Origin of the sequence: Arthrobacter rhombi, from assembly GCF_900163545.1 — a bacterium.
GTDB lineage: Bacteria > Actinomycetota > Actinomycetes > Actinomycetales > Micrococcaceae > Arthrobacter_H > Arthrobacter_H rhombi_A.
In genome coordinates this window covers 1-13,792 of the sequence record NZ_FUHW01000002.1, presented here as the reverse complement: position 1 = coordinate 13,792, position 13,792 = coordinate 1, and the positions used below count along the sequence as shown (strand labels likewise).

Genomic DNA, 13,792 nt, shown 5'->3' with positions numbered 1-13,792 from the left:
CGGTCGAGGCACCTCGGCCACCATTATCGGTGGTGGTACGGCCGGCCGCCGACGATTTCCTGGGCACGGTAGAGCTGTTCGGCCACCACGAGCCGGACCAGCTGGTGGGGGAAGACCAGTTTGGACAGGCTCCAGGTGAAATCGGCCCGCTGGTGCACCGAGGTGTCGACGCCGTAGGCCCCGCCGATGACCAGCACCACCGGGCGGGCGGTATCCAACGGCTGTTGCAGGGTACGGGCCAGGGCCGGTGAATCGATGTTCTTCCCGCGTTCATCGAGCAGGACCATATGGTCCCGGGAGTGGACCTTGGCCAGGATGCGGGCGGATTCCTCGGTGCGGGCGGCGTCGCCTTCCCGGGACGAATGCGGCAGCAGGGCCCAGGACACGTCGAAGGGTTTCTTCATCCGCTTCGAATAGCGCTCGATGCCCTCGGCCACCCACGACTCGTGCTTCTTCCCGATGGCCAGTATGCGCAGCGTCATGGCACTAGTCTGTCAGTCATGCCCACCCCCTCTACACCCCGACGCCCTCAACGGGACCACCCGGTCGCCGATGCCGCGGCGCGACGCCTGCCATCGCGGCTCGGAGCCTATGGTGCCTTGTGGATCACGCTGGCCATCGGCGCCGCCTTCGTCACCCTGATGACCGCGGCCGCCGCGGAGATCTACGAATCGCTGGCGGAGAAGGATGATCTGGCGGCAGTGGACCGGCCGTTGCTGGCTCTCGTGATGACCTGGCGCAGCCCGGTGGCCGACACGGCAGTCACCTGGTTCACCAACACCGGCTCCGTCATCGGGATGTCGATCATCGCCTTGGCGGCGATCGCGGTGCTCACCAGGATCCGTCGGTCCTGGCGGCCGCTGCTGCTCATCGGTGCGGCGGGGGCCGGCTCCGTGGCGATGACCATTGCGGGTAAGGACCTCATCGGGAGGGCCCGGCCACCGATGGCCGATGCCGTTCCGCCCTACGAAACCTCGCCGTCGTTCCCCTCGGGCCATACGCTCAACGCCACGGCGATCATCGCGGTCATCGCCTATTTATGGTTCCTGCAGCTGGAGGCCCGGGCGGCCAGGGCATGGATGATCGCCGGCTGCGCGGCCTACGTGTTCCTGATCGGCTGCAGCCGCATCTATCTGGGGCACCACTGGTTCACCGACGTCGCCGTGGCCTGGGCGCTCGGACTGGGGTGGGCGGCACTGGTCGTGCTCTCCCATCACGTCTTCAACACCGTCCGCCGGGTCAGGCGCGAACAGGACCCGAAGCGGTTATAGCCCTTCCCGGGGACAGCTCATTTCCCTGACTGGTGCTTCACCCCGGACAGCACGTCGTGGTTCAGCTGGGAGATCATATCCAGCGGGATCCCCGCCGGGCAGACCGCGGTGCATTCGCCGATCTGGGTGCACCCGCCGAAACCTTCGGCGTCGTGCTGTTCTACCATGGCCAGGGCCCGCTCGTCGCGTTCGGGCTGGCCCTGGGGCAGCGAACCGAGGTGGGTGATCTTCGCCCCGAGGAACAACGAGGCAGACCCGTTGGGGCAGGCGGCCACGCAGGCCCCGCACCCGATGCAGGCCGCCGCGTCGAAAGCCCGGTCGGCGTCCTTCTTCGGCACGGTGACGGCATTGGCGTCGGCTGCGGCCCCGGTAGGGGCGCTGATATAGCCGCCGGCCTCGATGATCCGGTCCAGCGCGCTGCGGTCCACCACCAGATCCCGGATCACCGGGAACGCCGCCGAACGCCAGGGTTCGACGTCGATGACCTGGCCGTCCTCGAAGTGGCGCATGTAGAGCTGGCAGGTGGTGGTCAACGCCTCGGGGCCGTGGGCCAGCCCGTTGATCACCAGCGAGCACATCCCGCAGATGCCCTCACGGCAGTCGTGGTCGAAGGCCACCGGTTCCCCGCCGTTGAGCGTGAGGTCCTCGTTGAGTAGATCGAGCACCTCCAGGAAGGACATGTCGGGGGAGATGTCGGCGACCTCGTAGGCCTCCATGGCACCTGGCTCGTCCTGATGGTGTTGGCGCCAGATCCGCAAGGTGATGTTCATTTGTAGCTCCTTTGCTGGACCTTGATGTTCTCGAATTCCAGGTTTTCGCGGTGCAGCACCGGGGAGGACCCGTCGCCACCGAATTCCCAGGCGGCCACGTAGCTGAAGTCCTCGTCCTGGCGCAGGGCCTCACCGCCTTCGGTTTGGCTTTCGGAACGGAAATGCGCCCCGCAGGACTCTTCGCGGTGCAAGGCGTCGATGCACATCAGCTCCGCGAGTCCGAAGAAGTCGGCGACCCGGCCGGCCCGCTCGAGGGACTGGTTCAGTTCCTCATTGACCCCGGTGACCTTCACCTCTGTCCAGAAGGCTTCGCGCAGCCGGCGGATCTCTTTGATCGCGTGGGTCAGTCCTTCGGCATTGCGTTCCATGCCGCAGTACTCCCAGACGATGGACCCGAGTTCCTTATGGAAGGAATCCACCGAGCGGCTCCCGTCGATGGCCAGCAGTCGGGCCGTGCGCTCCCGGACCCCCTCGGCTGCCTCGACGACGGCGGGGTGGTCGGCATCGACGTCCTCGGGCAACGGGTTGCGGGCCAGATAGTCGTTGATGGTTCCGGGCAACACGAAGTAGCCGTCGGCCAGTCCCTGCATCAGGGCGCTGGCGCCGAGCCGGTTGGCTCCGTGGTCTGAGAAGTTTGCCTCGCCGATGACGAAGAGCCCGGGGATGGAGCTTTGCAGATCGTAATCCACCCACAGCCCACCCATCGTGTAGTGGATGGCCGGATAGATGCGCATCGGCGCCTGGTAGGGGTCCTCATCGGTGATCTTCGCGTACATGTCGAAGAGGTTGCCGTATTTCTCCTCGATGACATGCCGGCCCAGCCGCTTGATGGCATGGGTGAGGTCCAGATATACCCCCAGGCCTCCCGGGCCCACGCCACGGCCTTCGTCGCATTGCTTCTTCGCCGCCCGCGAGGCCACATCCCGGGGCACCAGGTTGCCGAAGGCCGGATAGACCCGCTCCAGATAGTAGTCGCGTTCGTCCTCGGGAATGTCCGCCGGGGCCCGGTCATCCCCGGCCTGGGACGGAACCCAGATCCTTCCGTCATTACGCAGCGACTCGCTCATCAGGGTGAGTTTGGATTGGTGGTCCCCGCTGACGGGGATGCAGGTGGGGTGGATCTGGGTATAGCAGGGGTTCGCGAAATAGGCTCCCTTACGGTGGGCCCGCCACGTGGCGGACACATTGCAGCCCATCGCATTGGTGGAAAGGTAGTAGACGTTGCCGTAGCCGCCGCTGGCCAACACGACGGCGTCGGCCACATGTGTTTCGAATTCGCCGGTGACCATATCCCGGACCACCACGCCGCGCGCCTTGCCGTCGATGACGATGAGGTCGAGCATCTCGTGGCGGGTATTCAACTCCACGGTCCCGGCCCCGACCTGGCGCTCCAGGGCCTGGTAGGCGCCCAACAGCAGCTGCTGGCCGGTCTGCCCGCGGGCGTAGAACGTCCGGGAAACCTGGACGCCGCCGAAGGAGCGGGTGTCCAGCAGGCCGCCGTATTCCCGGGCGAAGGGGACCCCCTGGGCCACCGCCTGGTCGATGATCGCCGCGCTGACCTGGGAGAGGCGGTAGACGTTGGATTCCCGTGAGCGGTAGTCCCCGCCCTTGACGGTGTCGTAGAACAGCCGTTGGATGCTGTCGCCGTCGTTACGGTAGTCCTTCGCCGCGTTGATCCCGCCCTGGGCGGCGATGCTGTGGGCGCGGCGGGCGCTGTCCTGATAGCAGAAGACCTTCACGTTGTAGCCGGCCTCGCCCAGGGTTGCCGCAGCGGAGCCACCAGCCAGCCCCGTGCCGATGACGATGATGGAGACCTTGCGGCGGTTGGCCGGACTGATCAGCTTGGCCTCGAAGCGGCGCCGATCCCACCGGTCCTTCAGCGGTCCGCCGGGGTCCTGGGTGTCCTGCAGCGGATCACCTTCGGCAAAGTATTCGTTCATCATGGTCCTACCCATCCGATCAAGATGCTCAGTGGCGGTACGAGGAAACCGGCGATGATCACGAAGGTGACCACAGAGGCCAAGCCATTGAGCCGGCGTCGTACTGCCACGCTGGTGTTCGCGCCCAGGGAAGCGAAGGCGGCCCAGATGCCGTGGCGCAGGTGGAAGCCCAAGGCGATGAGTGCGACGACATAGGAGAGCACCACCCACCAGATCGAGAAGCCGTTGATCATGCGGTCGTAGGGGCTGTCCGAGGCCCCGCCCGGGTGGATGACGTTCCCGGTCAGATGCAGCAGGTGGTAGACGACGAACAGGGCGATCGTCACCCCGCCCCACCGCATGGTGAAGGAGGCATAACTTCGTTGTACGCCGCGGCGGTTCTGCGTGGTCTGGTACCGCCACCCGCCCCCGCCCGCGGTGGCCGCCCGGGAACGGTGCCAGAGCACGAACGCCGCCCAAATATGTGCGCCCACGCTGATCAGCAGGATCACGCGCAGGATCCACAAGGCGCCGGCATAGGGCAGCAGCGGTTCGAGGATCGTGCGCAGGTACGCCGAATAGCCGTCGAAGGCCTCCTGTCCGGCGAAGACCTTCAGGTTCCCGTACATATGGGCGATCAGGAACCCCACCATGATCAGCCCGCCCACGGCCATGACCGCATGCAGGATGGTGGAGGAGCGCAGCACCGAGCCGCGCCCGCGCTTCACCCCGGTGGTACTCATGTCGTCAACAACTGACGCAGGACGTAGGGCAGGATGCCCCCGTGGACGAAATATCCTTCCTCGGCAGGAGTGTCGATCCTGACCTTCGCGGTGATGTCCCGGGTGCCCTGACCATCATCGACCCGGACGGTGACTTCCTTCGGGAGCGGGGAAGCGCCTTCGATGCCGATGACGGAATACGTTTCCTCCCCGGTCAGTCCATGGGTATCAGCCGTTTCCCCGTCCAGGAACTGCAACGGCAGCACTCCCATGCCGATCAGGTTCGACCGGTGGATCCGCTCATAGGAGACGGCCAACACCGCCTTGACCCCCAAGAGTGTGGTGCCCTTGGCCGCCCAGTCGCGGGAGGACCCCGAACCATAGTCCGAACCCGCCAACACGACGAGCGGGACCTCATCGGCGATGTAGCGGGTGGAGGCGTCGAAGATGCTCATGCGCTCGCCGTCGGGCAGATGCCGGGTGACGCCGCCCTCGACCCCGGGGACGAGGAGGTTGCGCAGCCTGACATTGGCGAAGGTTCCGCGGATCATCACGTGGTGGTTCCCGCGCCGTGAACCGTAGGAGTTGAAGTCCTTCGGTTCGATCCCCAGATCCTGCAGATATTGACCTGCGGGGGAATCGGCCTTGATGGCGCCGGCCGGGGAAATATGGTCGGTGGTCACCGAATCCCCGAGGTAGGCCAGGACGCGGGCTCCCTGAATATCGGATAACGGCGCCGGTTCCACCGGCATGTCATCGAAGTAGGGCGGGCGCTGGATGTAGCTGGAATCGGATTGCCAGGCGAACTGGTCCCCCTCGGGGATGGTCATCCCGCGCCAGTTCTCGTCCCCGTGGTAGACGTCGGCATAGCCTTCGGTGAACATCTTCGCCTCGAGGTTCGCGTCGACCACCTCCTTGATTTCGGCGGTGGTGGGCCAGATATCGCGGAGGTAGACCGGCTGGCCGTCGGTGTCTTGGCCGAGGGGATCCTTGAGCATGTCGGTGCGCATGGTCCCGGCCAGTGCGTAGGCGATGACCAGTGGCGGGGAGGCCAGGAAGTTCATCTGGACCTCCGAGTGGATCCGCCCCTCGAAGTTGCGGTTGCCCGACAGGACCGAGGCGACCGTGAGGTTCTTCTCCGTCGCGGCGGCACTGACTTCGGGGATCAACGGCCCCGAGTTGCCGATGCACGTGGTGCAGCCATAGCCGACCAGGTTGAAACCGAGCTTCTCCAGATACGGTGTCAGCCCCGAACGGTCGTAGTAGTCGGTGACGACCCGTGAACCGGGCGCCAACGTCGTCTTCACCCACGGCTGGCTGGTCAAACCGCGCTCCACTGCCTTCTTGGCCAGCAGCGCCGCCCCGATCATCACCGAGGGGTTGGACGTGTTCGTGCAGGAGGTGATGGCGGCGATGACGACGGCGCCGTTGTCGATGCTGGTCTTCTGCCCGCCGAGTATCAGCTCGGCGGGGTCCGAGGGCCACGCGTCGAGGACATTTCCGTCGTCGTCGTAGGTCCGTGGCGGGTCATCGCGTTGAATGCGGGTGCTGATGGCCACCGGATCGCTGGCCGGGAAGGAATCCTCCCCGGCGGAATCGAGTCCCCCGGCGATGGCATCCGCATGGGTTTGCCCGGCCAGCAGCCGGTGGATGACCCGGGGAGCGAACGCCAGCGGGATGCGGTCTTGGGGGCGTTTCGGGCCGGCAATCGACGGGGAAACCGTGGAGAGGTCCAGTTCCACGATCTGACTGTATTCGGGCACATGGTCGGGATCGTGCCACAGCCCTTGTTCTCGGGCGTAGGCCTCGACCAGTCGGATCTGATGCTCTTCACGTCCGGTCAGGCGCAGATAGTTCAACGTTTCATCATCGATGGGGAAGATGGAAGCCGTCGAACCGTATTCGGGGCTCATATTGCCCAAGGTTGCCCGCGTGGCCAACGGGACGTTGCCGACTCCTGGGCCGAAGAAGTCGACGAATTTGCCCACCACCCTGACCTTGCGCAGCAGTTCGGCGACGGTGAGGACCAGGTCGGTGGCGGTGGTGCCCTCGGGCAGTTCGCCGGACAGTTTGAGCCCGAGGACTTGCGGGATCAACATGCTCATCGGCTGGCCCAGCATGGAAGCTTCGGCTTCGATCCCGCCCACGCCCCATCCCAGTACGCCGAGGCCGTTGACCATGGGGGTATGTGAATCCGTGCCGACCAGGGTGTCCGGATACGCCTGGGGTCCGCGGGGTCCTTCCCGGGTGAAGACGACCCGGGCCAGGTATTCAAGGTTGACCTGGTGGCAGATGCCGGTGTCCGGGGGAACCACCAGGAAGTCGTCGAAGGACTGTTGGCCCCACCGCAGCAGCTGGTAGCGCTCCTGGTTGCGGCCGAATTCCAGTTCGGCGTTGACCCCGAAGGCGTCCGACCGGGCAAAGACATCGGCGATCACGGAGTGGTCGATGACCAGTTCGGCGGGGATCAGCGGGTTGATCTTCTTCGGGTCCCCACCCAGATCGGTCATGGCATCACGCATGGCGACCAGGTCCACGACGCAGGGGACACCGGTGAAGTCCTGCATGAGGACCCGGGCCGGGGTGTATTGGATCTCCGAGTTCGTGGTGGAGTTGGCGTCCCAGTTGGCCATCGCCGTGATCTGTTCGGCCGTGACCAGGTGTCCGTCTTCGTTGCGCAGCAGGTTCTCCAGCAGGACCTTGAGGCTGTAGGGCAGACGATCGGAGCCCTTGATTCGATCCAGCCGGTAGATCTCGTACGACGCATCGTCGACCTGCAGTTCAGAGCGGGTGTCGAAACTGTTCTGCATTTTGGGGGCACCTGGCTTTTCGTATCGAAGTGAACTCCACCAGGCCGGTGGTCCCCAACGTACGCCGAGAAGTCGAAAGAGACCATGACATTAGTCGTCCAACTCGGGGGAGCCCGGCAGGCGAATCCAGCAAAAACGTGATCGAGGCCACATCTTCTGGTTTTGGCCGTAGGATGGGGTGACAGTGCGCCGCAGGTATGAAAGGGCAGCCCGCGGCTTCGAGCCGCAGGATTGCGGCACGCAGTGCCCTGTGGTGTTGCCGGGAGGCTGACGATGAAAAAGTTTTCCCTGACGGCGCTGGGGCGCCGTCACTTGGAAACGGCCAGCAGTGTCGGAAGCGGACGCAGCGCCAGTACTGTCTACGGCGGGCATGAGCACGTCCTGCGCCAAACCGTCATCGCGTTGAAGGCCGGACAGGAACTGAACGAACACGTGAATCCTGGCGAAGCGACCGTCCTCGTGATGAGCGGGCGGGTGTGCCTGTCGACGCGCGGCGAAAGCTGGGAAGGCAGCGGGGTGGACCTGTTGGTCGTCCCCCAGGGCTTCTACGCCGTGAAGGCCCTGGAGGATTCGGTTCTGGTGCTCACGGTGGCGAAAACCGATCGAGGACCCATGGCCACAGAGCATGCCTGGCAGGACCGAGGCCGTGGCGCCGCGGTCAGGGGTCCCGCCGCGCAGCCACGCACCGATCGACATGCCGACCCTGTCGGCGCCGAGGTACTGGCCCACGAGTAGAGCGGGTTCTTCAGTGACCGGCGGCGGCAGCTAGGAGGCCCCGGTCGAGAATGGCCGTCCAACAGCGTCCGGAATCCACGATGTTTTCGGCCCGTAAACGGCTCATGACCCGGCTGGCCGTCTCCGGGGTCACCCCGGTCAACGCCGCGAGATCGGCGCGGGTGAGCGGGATGCTCAAGATGATGCTCCCATCCCGCGGTTCTCCGAAGGTATCGGCAAGTTCGAGGAGCCGGGCGGCGATCCTCACCCCGGCCTCTTCGCTGGAGAGCCGACGGATGCGTTGTTGTGCCCTTTCGTGTCGGCTGACCAGTTCGTCCAGCACCCCGAGCGCCAAATCCGCACGGCTTTCGAGCATGCCACGGAAGGCCGGTGCCGGGATTTCCAGAAGTCGGCTGTGGGTCAGTGCCGTCGCGGTATCGGGGTAACCGGCGTCCGCGGAGCCAGGGAGGGCTCCGAAGACCGCGGGTGGGCCGAGGATATCGAAGACGACCTCCTGACCGCGTCGTGAGGTCCTGCTGATCTTCACGGCGCCGGCGGCCAGGATGAAGAGGTGTTTCGCGTGCTCTCCATGACCGTGGACCAGCTCTCCGGGCCACCGTTCGAGCACTTGAGTAGGGGCTTCAAGAGCCAGCAGGTCGTCGTCGGTGAAGCTGTCCACCAGGGGAGTGCGGCGGAGCGTCCGCAGACTGGCTTGTCGCCGGTGTTCCGTGGCCGCCGCCAGCAGGAACGACGGCGGTGCCTGCTCCCTGAACATAGGGCCCAGCCTAGATCGACTTCAGGAATCGGGCCATGGGGTGGACACGAAAAAGGCGCTTGCCGCGTGGTGTTCAACGAAGCAAGCGCCTTCTCACTGGCGGTGACGGTGGGATTTGAACCCACGTTGGCTCTCACCAAACAACATTTCGAGTGTTGCACCTTCGGCCGCTCGGACACGTCACCAGACTGGACTACTGTACCGGACGACGCCGGGTCGACCCAAAACGGTTGCCGCTCTGCCTGTAGCGGAAAGGGGTGACGGCCCGGGGGAAGGTGGGCCTACGGTGAAGCATGGACCTGCAACGAGACGCAACCTTCGGGCCCGGACGCCCGGCCCACGAGGATCGGCGGGCACCGGAACCACTCTGGCGCGTGGTTCTGGGGCGTCGACTGCGCCTGTTGCGCACCGTCCGCGGCGACCGGCTTTTCGACGTCGCCCGGTTGGCCGGGATCTCCCCGCAATACCTCTCCGAAATCGAACGCGGGATCAAGGAACCGTCCAGCGAGATGATCGCCGCTGTGGCCGGTGCCCTCGGCACGACCCTGCTCGACCTCACCTGGCAGGTGGCCGCCGAACTCCACGATGCGGCACCGGTCCGGATCCGGACCTCCATCGGTCGGCGCGGATACTCCGCCGGGGCGTCCACGATCGGTTCCTCGGCTGGCTCGACGGCGGATCTGGGGTCCCCGCCGATCCTGGCGCTGGCCGCCTGAGCACGCCAGCTCGTCAGCGGTCCGCGGGAAGGGACACTGCCGCCTCCCGGTCCAGCACCTCGTCGATGATCCCGTAGGCCAGCGCATCCCCGGCGGTGAAGACCCGCTCCCGGTCCGTGTCGGCGCGCAGCACCGTGACGTCTTTGCCGGTATGGCGGGAGAGCACCTGCTCGGCGGCACCACGCGTCCGCAACAACTCATCGGCCTGCAGGATCAGATCCGGAATGGTGCCCCGGCCCTGACCGGCGGGCTGGTGCAGCACCACCCGGGAGTGGGGGAGCATCATGCGCCGTCCGGCGGCACCGCCGGTGAGTAGCACCGCGCTGGCACCGATCGCCTGGCCCACGCAGATGGTGGAGACCGGTGACTTCAGGTACTGCATGGTGTCGTAGACGGCCAACATCGAGGGCAGGTCCCCGCCTTCGGAATTGATGTACAGGTCGATCGGGGTACCGGGGGAGTCCGAATCCAGGTGCAACAGCTGGGCGATCAGTGCGTTCGCCACCCCGGGGTCGATCGCGGTGCCCAAGTAGACGATCCGCTCGGAGAGCAGGTGGGAGTACACATCCATGATGCGCTCGCCGTTCGCGTTGCGGGCAATGACGTTGGGGATCGTATAGCCGCTCATCGTTCCAACCCCAGCCCCGCACGGCGGGTCCCGGTCAGGGCGATCGTCGCGTAGTCATCGACGACCTCGTCGATGAAGCCGTAGTCGAGTGCCTCGGCCGCGGTGTACCAGCGGTCGTGGAGCGAGTCCTCGAAGATCCGCTGGACCGGTTGGCCGGTGTCCTGGGCGATCAGGCCCAGGACGGTGTCGCGGGTATGGCGCAAGTCATTGGCCTGGACCTCGACTTCGGCGGAGGAGCCACCGATTCCTGCCGATCCCTGATGCATGAGGATCCGTGCCTGCGGCAGCGCCCGTCGCTTGCCCGGCGTCCCGGCCGAGAGCAGGAACTGGCCGGCGGAGCAGGCCAGCCCCAGGGCCAGCGTGGACACGTCGCAGGGAATGATCCGCATGATGTCCCGTAGGGCGAGCATCGAGGGGACCGAACCGCCCGGGGAATGGATCCACAGGCCGATGTCTGCGGCGTTGTCTTCGGCCAGGGACATGAGTTGGGAGGCGAGCATCATGCCGTTGTCATCGTCGAGCTGGCCGTCCAGGACGAGGATCCGGTGTATCAGCAGGTGTTCTCGCATGTGGCGGTCGAAGAGGCTGCGGGGTTCTGGTTGTTCGCTCATGCCTCCAGCGTGCTCGAGGCATGAGCCCATGTCGTCGTCGTGCTGCCCAGGGCAGCAGGGCGCGGCCGACGGCGGAACGGCTCACGCCGACGTGGTGGATCTAGCGCATGGAGCGGAAGAAGCCGGTCAAGAGCGCGGCGCATTCGTCCTCGCGCACCCCGGGGAAGACCTCGACCCAGTGGTTCAACCGGGGTTCGCGGAGCACCTCGAAGACGGATCCCGAGGCGCCGGCCTTCTCATCCCAGGCGCCGAAGACAACGCGCGGGATCCTGGCGAGCACGATCGCCCCGGCACACATGGCGCAGGGCTCCAGCGTCACCACCAACGTGCACTGCGCCAGCCGCCATCCGTCGTCGTGCCCCGTATCCTTTAGTGCCGCAGCGGCGGCACGGAGGGCCAGAACCTCGGCGTGCGCCGTGGGGTCCCCGGTGGCTTCGCGTTCATTGTGGCCGGTGGCCACGACGGAGCCGTCGGGTCCGATGATGACGGCGCCGATGGGCACGTCTGTGGTGGTTAGCGCCGCCCGAGCCTGCTCCAGCGCCAACTCCATCCACCGTGCGTGGTGCGCATCATCCCGGATCACCCTCCAACCCTAGCGGAGCAGGCGGGTCGTGCTGGTAGTTTTATTGCATGCGCGTACAGGTAGTCGACCACCCGCTGGTGGCCCATAAGGTCTCGGTTCTCCGGGATAAGAACACCCCGTCCCCCGTCTTCCGGCAACTCACCGATGAGCTGGTGACCCTGCTGGCCTATGAGGCGACCCGTGAGGTCAGGACGACGCAGATCGAAGTCCAAACACCGGTCGCCACGACCACTGGGACCGCCTTCGCCAAACCCACCCCCCTGGTGGTGCCGATCCTGCGTGCGGGGTTGGGCATGCTGGAGGGGATGACCCGGCTGGTGCCCACCGCGGAGGTCGGGTTCCTGGGCATGGCCCGCAATGACACGACGCTGGATATCGTCACCTATGCGGAACGCCTGCCCGATGACCTCACGGGCCGGCAGGTCTTCGTGCTGGACCCCATGCTTGCCACCGGTGGGACGCTGGTGGAGTCCATCAAGTTCCTGTTTGAGCGCGGTGCTTCGGACGTCACCTGCATCTGCCTGATTGCCGCACCCGAAGGCCTGGACCGGCTCGAAGAAATTTATGGGGACGATTCACGAGTCCACCTGGTCCTGGGGGCACTGGACGAGAAGTTGGACGAGAACGCCTACATCGTCCCGGGCCTCGGCGACGCCGGGGACCGGCTCTACGGGTTGGCCCACTAACCGACGATCGCCACCGCCCCCGGCCTAGGGCCCGACCGTCGGTGGTTGTTCCGGCCGGGGAGGGACCTCCACGGCCACTGGCAACCGGACCTCGAACACGGTGTGTCCCGGTTCGCTGGACACCTCGATGGCGCCGCCATGGGATTCGACGATGCCGCGCACGATCGATAGGCCCAGACCCACGGTTCCCTCGGCGCCGGATCGGGCGCCATCGCCTCGGGTGAAGCGGGAAAACACGTGGGGGAGGAACTCTTCGTCAATGCCGTGGCCATCATCGGTGACGGTCAGTACCGCAAGGTGTCCATCGGATGAGCGGAAGACCCCTGTCTCGATCGTGGTGCCCTCGACGGTGTGCTTACGGGCGTTGGAGAGCAGGTTGTTCAGCACCCGGGTCAGTTGCCCGGCATCCCCCCGCACGAGCACCGGTGTATCCGGTAGGGATAACCGCCATTGGTGGCTCGGTGCCGCGACCTGGAAGTCCCGGGAGGTCTCTGCCGCCAACCGGGTCAGGTCCACCTCCGCCGCGACGGGCTTCTGTCCTTCGTCGAGCCGGGCCAGGAGGAGCAGATTCTCGACCAGTGAGCCCATCCGGTGGCTTTGCTCGACCACGCGGTTCAGCGAGGTGCGTCCATCGTCGCTGAGGTGTTCGGTGGCTGCCACGAGTTCGGAGTATCCGCGGATGGACGCCAGTGGGGTGCGCAGCTCATGGGAGGCGTCAGCGACGAAGCGTCGCATCCTGGCTTCGGACTGACGGCGGACCTCGAGTGCCGATTCCACATTGTCCAGCAGCGCGTTCAGGGCATGGCCCATGTTCCCCGCTTCGGTGCCGGGGTCGGCATCGGGGGTGGCGACCCGTTGGGCGAGCCGGACTTCTCCGGCGTCCAGGGGCAGCTCGGCGACCGCACCGGCGACTTTCGAGACGCGTTCGAACTGGAGCAACGATCGGCGCACGATGACCGATCCGATCAGTCCGATGGCCACGAGTCCGGAGGAGGCGACCAGCAGGATGGTCATATCCAGGGCGAAGAGCGTGTCGCGGGTGGTCTCCACCGGAAGGCCCGTGATGAGGATGGCGCTGCTGCCAGCGGTGTCGGCTGCGGAAGGGGCGGCGGTGACGGCCATGAGTCGGTACTTGCCCACCGAGAGGTCCTCGGTCACCGGTGCGGCGTCGGGGGTGATGGCTGACAGCTGCTGGGCGTCGTGCTCGTTCAGTTGCTGACGCTGGCCCATTTCGGGGTCGAGGACGCCGCCGATGAGGATCGTGTTTCCGACGATCCGGGCGTTGAGGGTGCCTGAGCCTTGTCCGGGGGTGTTCAGCGGGTCGGGCATCTTCTGGTCCTGGCTGCTCGGGCTGCCATCGAAGCTCGCCGCACGGTTGGAGGCCTGGTGAAGTTGTTCGTCCAATTGGCTGTAGAGGCTGTTGCTCATCACCGTATGGGTGAAGACGCCGATCACGAGGCAGATCAGGGCCAGCAAGCCGATCAGGGATGCGGAAATGCGCGAGCGCAGGGTCCAGCCGCAGTCTCATATACACATCAGACGCTGCCGACGAATAGAGAGGTGTAGATCTCGGTGGTCGCCGTAACA

The 13,792-nt window shown here is 65.8% G+C and carries 14 protein-coding genes and 1 tRNA gene; 4 read left to right on the top strand and 11 right to left on the bottom strand.

Annotated elements, in window-relative coordinates; all coding sequences use genetic code 11:
* Window positions 1-23: 23 nt before the first annotated feature.
* A complete protein-coding gene (gene rlmH, locus FM101_RS00300; protein WP_179204188.1) occupies window positions 24-482 on the bottom strand; it encodes a 23S rRNA (pseudouridine(1915)-N(3))-methyltransferase RlmH in 459 nt (152 codons plus the stop codon).
* Window positions 483-500: 18 nt separating this feature from the next.
* On the opposite strand from rlmH, the gene FM101_RS00295 reads away from it, so the two are divergent.
* Complete coding sequence (locus FM101_RS00295) at window positions 501-1,271, top strand: phosphatase PAP2 family protein (protein WP_086993769.1); 771 nt, start codon at window positions 501-503, stop codon at window positions 1,269-1,271.
* Window positions 1,272-1,288: 17 nt separating this feature from the next.
* Here FM101_RS00295 and FM101_RS00290 read toward each other — a convergent pair whose 3' ends face one another.
* From FM101_RS00290 to FM101_RS00275, 4 genes are read right to left on the bottom strand one after another with little or no spacing between them, the layout of a single operon-like run.
* A complete protein-coding gene (locus tag FM101_RS00290) occupies window positions 1,289-2,041 on the bottom strand; it encodes a succinate dehydrogenase/fumarate reductase iron-sulfur subunit (RefSeq protein WP_086993766.1) in 753 nt (250 codons plus the stop codon).
* The gene (locus FM101_RS00285; RefSeq protein WP_241895501.1) at window positions 2,038-3,984 is read right to left on the bottom strand and encodes a fumarate reductase/succinate dehydrogenase flavoprotein subunit; all 1,947 of its coding nucleotides are present in this window, start codon (window positions 3,982-3,984) and stop codon (window positions 2,038-2,040) included. The genes FM101_RS00290 and FM101_RS00285 overlap by 4 nt, the downstream gene beginning before the upstream one ends.
* On the bottom strand, window positions 3,981-4,703 hold the full coding sequence (locus FM101_RS00280) for a succinate dehydrogenase cytochrome b subunit (RefSeq protein ID WP_086993760.1): 723 nt from the start codon (window positions 4,701-4,703) through the stop codon (window positions 3,981-3,983). The genes FM101_RS00285 and FM101_RS00280 overlap by 4 nt, the downstream gene beginning before the upstream one ends.
* Entirely contained in the window at window positions 4,700-7,492 is a 2,793-nt protein-coding gene (locus FM101_RS00275; protein ID WP_086993757.1) for an aconitate hydratase, read from the bottom strand. The genes FM101_RS00280 and FM101_RS00275 overlap by 4 nt, the downstream gene beginning before the upstream one ends.
* A gap of 273 nt (window positions 7,493-7,765) precedes the next feature.
* Here FM101_RS00275 and FM101_RS00270 point away from each other — a divergent pair, with 273 nt between their 5' ends.
* Window positions 7,766-8,227 (top strand): LuxR family transcriptional regulator, encoded by a 462-nt coding sequence (locus FM101_RS00270; RefSeq protein WP_342744329.1) that lies wholly within the window; start codon window positions 7,766-7,768, stop codon window positions 8,225-8,227.
* A gap of 10 nt (window positions 8,228-8,237) precedes the next feature.
* On the opposite strand, the gene FM101_RS00265 is transcribed toward FM101_RS00270, so the two are convergent.
* A complete protein-coding gene (locus FM101_RS00265; protein WP_086993754.1) occupies window positions 8,238-8,981 on the bottom strand; it encodes a Crp/Fnr family transcriptional regulator in 744 nt (247 codons plus the stop codon).
* Window positions 8,982-9,078: 97 nt separating this feature from the next.
* A tRNA-Ser gene (locus FM101_RS00260) sits at window positions 9,079-9,166 on the bottom strand.
* Between the two features lie 108 nt (window positions 9,167-9,274).
* Here FM101_RS00260 and FM101_RS00255 point away from each other — a divergent pair.
* Window positions 9,275-9,697, top strand: coding sequence for a helix-turn-helix domain-containing protein (locus FM101_RS00255; RefSeq protein WP_086993751.1), 423 nt, complete (start codon window positions 9,275-9,277; stop codon window positions 9,695-9,697).
* 13 nt (window positions 9,698-9,710) lie between these two features.
* On the opposite strand, the gene FM101_RS00250 is transcribed toward FM101_RS00255, so the two are convergent.
* The 3 genes from FM101_RS00250 to tadA all read right to left on the bottom strand — a co-directional run bounded on the left by FM101_RS00250 (window position 9,711) and on the right by tadA (window position 11,519).
* Window positions 9,711-10,325, bottom strand: a complete 615-nt coding sequence (locus tag FM101_RS00250; RefSeq protein WP_086993748.1) for a ClpP family protease — start codon at window positions 10,323-10,325, stop codon at window positions 9,711-9,713.
* The gene (locus FM101_RS00245) at window positions 10,322-10,936 is read right to left on the bottom strand and encodes a ClpP family protease (RefSeq protein ID WP_086993745.1); all 615 of its coding nucleotides are present in this window, start codon (window positions 10,934-10,936) and stop codon (window positions 10,322-10,324) included. Before FM101_RS00245 ends, FM101_RS00250 begins: the two co-directional genes overlap by 4 nt.
* Before the next feature lie 100 nt (window positions 10,937-11,036).
* Window positions 11,037-11,519 carry a tRNA adenosine(34) deaminase TadA gene (gene tadA / locus FM101_RS00240; RefSeq protein WP_256382366.1) on the bottom strand — a complete coding sequence of 161 codons (483 nt, stop codon included), beginning with the start codon at window positions 11,517-11,519 and terminating at the stop codon, window positions 11,037-11,039.
* 47 nt (window positions 11,520-11,566) lie between these two features.
* Here tadA and upp point away from each other — a divergent pair, with 47 nt between their 5' ends.
* Window positions 11,567-12,205, top strand: coding sequence for a uracil phosphoribosyltransferase (upp, locus tag FM101_RS00235; protein WP_086993742.1), 639 nt, complete (start codon window positions 11,567-11,569; stop codon window positions 12,203-12,205).
* 24 nt (window positions 12,206-12,229) lie between these two features.
* Here the strand turns inward: upp and FM101_RS00230 are convergent, their stop codons facing one another.
* On the bottom strand, window positions 12,230-13,681 hold the full coding sequence (locus tag FM101_RS00230) for a sensor histidine kinase (protein ID WP_245806592.1): 1,452 nt from the start codon (window positions 13,679-13,681) through the stop codon (window positions 12,230-12,232).
* Window positions 13,682-13,792: the final 111 nt, after the last annotated feature.

Bases quoted from the DNA above. Each gene is read 5' to 3' on its own strand.
- rlmH (WP_179204188.1), bottom strand. From the start codon at position 482: ATGACGCTGCGCATACTGGCCATCGGGAAGAAGCACGAGTCGTGGGTG.
- FM101_RS00295 (WP_086993769.1), top strand. From the start codon at position 501: ATGCCCACCCCCTCTACACCCCGACGCCCTCAACGGGACCACCCGGTC.
- FM101_RS00290 (WP_086993766.1), bottom strand. From the start codon at position 2,041: ATGAACATCACCTTGCGGATCTGGCGCCAACACCATCAGGACGAGCCA.
- FM101_RS00285 (WP_241895501.1), bottom strand. From the start codon at position 3,984: ATGATGAACGAATACTTTGCCGAAGGTGATCCGCTGCAGGACACCCAG.
- FM101_RS00280 (WP_086993760.1), bottom strand. From the start codon at position 4,703: ATGAGTACCACCGGGGTGAAGCGCGGGCGCGGCTCGGTGCTGCGCTCC.
- FM101_RS00275 (WP_086993757.1), bottom strand. From the start codon at position 7,492: ATGCAGAACAGTTTCGACACCCGCTCTGAACTGCAGGTCGACGATGCG.
- FM101_RS00270 (WP_342744329.1), top strand. From the start codon at position 7,766: ATGAAAAAGTTTTCCCTGACGGCGCTGGGGCGCCGTCACTTGGAAACG.
- FM101_RS00265 (WP_086993754.1), bottom strand. From the start codon at position 8,981: ATGTTCAGGGAGCAGGCACCGCCGTCGTTCCTGCTGGCGGCGGCCACG.
- FM101_RS00255 (WP_086993751.1), top strand. From the start codon at position 9,275: ATGGACCTGCAACGAGACGCAACCTTCGGGCCCGGACGCCCGGCCCAC.
- FM101_RS00250 (WP_086993748.1), bottom strand. From the start codon at position 10,325: ATGAGCGGCTATACGATCCCCAACGTCATTGCCCGCAACGCGAACGGC.
- FM101_RS00245 (WP_086993745.1), bottom strand. From the start codon at position 10,936: ATGAGCGAACAACCAGAACCCCGCAGCCTCTTCGACCGCCACATGCGA.
- upp (WP_086993742.1), top strand. From the start codon at position 11,567: ATGCGCGTACAGGTAGTCGACCACCCGCTGGTGGCCCATAAGGTCTCG.